General features: G+C 59.5%; 1 protein-coding gene. It reads left to right on the top strand.

Going from position 1 to position 2,491, the window contains the following annotated elements; genetic code table 11:
- The first annotated feature begins 3 nt into the window (after nt 1-3).
- Nucleotides 4-1,962: a MacB family efflux pump subunit gene (locus tag BLV67_RS30400; RefSeq protein ID WP_069785736.1), complete on the top strand. Its 1,959-nt coding sequence runs from the start codon at nt 4-6 to the stop codon at nt 1,960-1,962.
- The last annotated feature ends 529 nt before the right edge of the window (nt 1,963-2,491 follow it).

The raw sequence follows: 2,491 nt of genomic DNA, 5'->3' as shown, positions 1-2,491 counted from the left end.
GCCATGACCCAACCTCTGTTGGAGCTCAAGGGCATTACCCGCAGTTTCATGGCCGGCGAGCGCGAGTTCATCGCGCTCAAGGGCATCGACCTGACGATTCATGCCGGCGAAATGGTCGCGATCATCGGCGCCTCGGGTTCGGGCAAATCCACCTTGATGAACATCCTCGGCGGCCTGGACTACGCCACCGCCGGCAGCTACAAGATCAACGGCATCGAGACCCGCTCGCTGGGTGATGAACAGTTGGCGGAGCTGCGCCGTGATTACTTCGGGTTTATCTTCCAGCGCTACCATTTACTCGCGCACTTGAGCGCCTTGCACAACGTGGAAATGCCGGCGATCTATGCCGGTACGCCCGAAAACCAACGGCACGGCCGCGCGCGCGACCTGCTCACGCGCCTGGGCCTGGCGGGGCACACCACCCACCGCCCGAGCCAGCTCTCCGGTGGCCAGCAACAGCGCGTGAGTATTGCCCGGGCCTTGATGAACGGCGGTGAAGTGATCCTCGCCGACGAGCCCACCGGCGCCCTCGACACCCACAGCGGCAAAGAGGTGATGCGCATCCTCGCCGAGCTGCACGCGGCCGGGCACACGGTGATCATCGTCACCCACGACCCCAAGGTGGCGGCGAACGCCCAGCGTATTGTCGAGGTGTGTGATGGCGAGATCGTCAGCGACAAGGCCAATGACAGTGAGGGCCTGGCGTTGCCCAGCGAGGCGCCCATCGAACCCAAGCGCAGCGGCGCCCGGCGTCTGGTGGCGAGCCTGGGGTTGTTCAAGGAAGCCTTCAATATGGCCTGGGTCGCGCTGATTTCCCATCGCATGCGCACCTTGCTGACCATGCTGGGTATCGTGATCGGCATCACCTCGGTGGTGTCGATTTCGGCGATCGGCGAGGGGGCCAAGCGTTATGTGCTCAAGGACATCCAGGCGATTGGCAGTAACACCATCGATATCTTTTCCGGCACCAGTTTTGGGGACAGTCGGGCGTCGGCCATCGAGACATTGATGCCATCGGATGTGGAGGCGTTGAACCAGCTGTATTACGTCGACAGCGCCACGCCGGTGGTGGGGCGTAACCTGTTGCTGCGTTTCGGCAATATCGACCTGGATGCGCAGGTGAACGGCGTCAGCGATCGGTATTTCAAAGTGAAGGGGCTCAAGCTCGAAGCCGGGATTGCCTTCAGTGAAAGTGACGCGCGGCGTCAGGCGCAGGTGGTGGTGATTGACCACAACACTCGGCATCGTCTGTTCGGCCCGAATGTGGACCCGCTGGGGCAGGTGATCCTGGTCGGCAAACTGCCGTGTACGGTGATCGGGGTGACGGCTGACAATAAAAACATGTTTGCCGCCAGCAAGGCGTTGAACGTGTGGGTGCCTTATGAAACGGCGGCGGGGCGCTTGTTGGGGCAGCGGCATCTGGACAGCATTACCGTGCGTATCAAGGATGGGCAGCCGAGCAAGGTGGTGGAAGACAACGTTAACAAGCTGATGCTGCAGCGGCATGGGAACAAGGATTTTTTTACCAATAACCTTGATAGCATCATGCAGACGGTGCAGAAAACCAGCCGCTCCCTGGCGCTGCTGTTGTCGCTGATTGCGGTGATTTCGCTGCTTGTGGGCGGGATTGGGGTGATGAATATCATGCTGGTATCGGTCACTGAGCGCACCCGTGAGATCGGGATTCGCATGGCGGTGGGGGCGCGGCAGTCGGATATTCGTCAGCAGTTTCTGGTGGAGGCGGTGATGGTGTGTTTGATCGGCGGGGTTATCGGGATTTCGTTGTCGTATGCCATTGGCTATCTGTTTTCGCTGTTTGTGAAGGAGTGGGAGATGGTGTTTTCGGTGGGGTCGATTGTGACGGCGTTTGCGTGTTCGACGTTGATCGGGATTGTGTTTGGTTTTGTGCCGGCACGGAATGCGGCGCGGTTGGACCCGATTGAGGCGCTGGCGCGGGATTGATTTTTGTTGGCAGCGTTTGATTGGGGTGGGGGGGCCGGTGTACATATCCGTTGCTGCGGTAACGGCGGCTTATGGTTCCGCCCTTACGGCGGGTCACTTTTGGCAAACGCCCGGAATGCCGGCCCAGCCAAAAGTAACCAAAAGGTCTTCGCCCCACCACTCGGATTCAAGCCTGCGTTCGGCCATCGTGGTTGACGGGGCGCCTGAGATCAAAAGCAGATCAAGATCTACAGCACGGCGGCCTGAAAGCCGACCTGAGTGGTTGAAGCAAAAGCCAGATCAAGTGCAAAGCAACAGCCTATCTACCTGATGCCGGGGGGTCTAAATGTGGGAGCGGGCTTGCTCGCGAATACGGTGGGTCAGTCAATTTATCTGTCACTGGCCCACCGCATTCGCGAGCAAGCCCGCTCCCACCTTTGACCGAGTATGGCTTTGCTGTTGCTGTTGCTCCGGCTCTTACATCCTTTTCGATGACGAAGTCAGCGGTCTTTTGATCTGCGCTTGTGATCTTGATCTGAAATCGCCCCGT

The organism is Pseudomonas salomonii, assembly GCF_900107155.1.
Taxonomy (GTDB): Bacteria; Pseudomonadota; Gammaproteobacteria; order Pseudomonadales; family Pseudomonadaceae; genus Aquipseudomonas; species Aquipseudomonas salomonii.
This window is presented reverse-complemented; position numbering and strand designations above follow the sequence as displayed.

Coding starts and splice junctions, on each gene's coding strand:
- BLV67_RS30400 (WP_069785736.1), top strand. CDS start 4: ATGACCCAACCTCTGTTGGAGCTCAAGGGCATTACCCGCAGTTTCATG.